This window comes from Desulfovibrio sp. 1188_IL3213, from assembly GCF_036763145.1.
Lineage (GTDB): Bacteria > Desulfobacterota > Desulfovibrionia > Desulfovibrionales > Desulfovibrionaceae > Desulfovibrio.
The window spans coordinates 1-1,018 of sequence record NZ_JBAIYR010000625.1; the positions used below are offsets into that span (position 1 = coordinate 1).

General features: G+C 63.1%; 1 protein-coding gene. It reads right to left on the minus strand.

The genetic code is table 11. The features are described from left to right. Nucleotides 1-400: 400 nt before the first annotated feature. Nucleotides 401-1,018: DHH family phosphoesterase (locus V6C16_RS14110; RefSeq protein WP_333543541.1), on the minus strand; the 618-nt coding region annotated here is incomplete at its 5' end.

The window sequence follows — 1,018 nt, forward strand, 5'->3', positions numbered from 1 at the left end:
TGGCGCGCTGTTCGTGCTGACCGGACGCACCTAGAGCCGAACCGCCCTCAAGGGGGCTGCTCGGCGCGGGGCTTTCCGGGCTGTAGCTGGGGCGGGCTTGTGCCACGTTATCTTTTTTGACCATACGCAAGAGTGTTACATATCCTTTGCCGGGGCATAAGTCAAAAGATATACCCGCGAGAATGCCCGCTTTGCCCTGCTGCGCAGAAGATTTTCTTCCTGTAGCTGTAAAGGCGTCCGGAAGCCGTTTCGGGCGTTCTGCCGCGACTGCAGCCCTCTTGCGGCGCGGCAGAAACTCGCAGTGGGGCAGATGGTGCGGCCCTGACGGTTTGTCTGCGGCGGTTCAGTTTTTGCCTCTGCAGTTCGGCGGGTGCTCCCGGCGTCCAGGCTCTTCCTGCTTTCACTGTCCGCCCGGCTCTTTTGGTTCTTCCGGTGTTTCCGCCTCTGCCGGCACACGTCCGTCCAGGTGCAGGGCAATGTGCCGCAAAAGTTCTTCTGCGGCTTTTTTCAGCGGCAGGCGCAGGCTTCCGCCGGCGGCGTTAAAGTGACCGCCGCCGCCCATATCGGCCGCCATGGCGCGCACGTTGATGGACCCGTAGGAACGCAGGCTGAATTTGCAGAGCTTGGGGGCCTCCTCGCGCAGCAGGGCTGCCACCTTGACGCCGTGCAACCGTCTGAGCTGCTCCACAAAGCCTTCCAGGTCTTCCTTGAGGGCCTGGCAGCGGCCAATGTCCTTCAGGCTCACAGGGCAAAAGGCAATCTGCCCGTGATGCTCCACAACCGCGCGTTCCATCAGCTGGCCCCAGAGCCGCCAGCGGCCCAGGCTCCAGTTATTATCCATTTTTTCGCGCAACCAGTGCAGCTTGCAGCCGTTGGCAACCAGGTGCGAGGCCAGGGCCAGCACATCGGCGCTGGTATTGCCGTGGCAGAAGCCCCCGGTATCCGTCAGCAGGCCCAGGGCTACGGAAAGCCCCAGGTCGCCCGTAAGGGGCAGGTCGGCCGCCATGGCGACATAGGC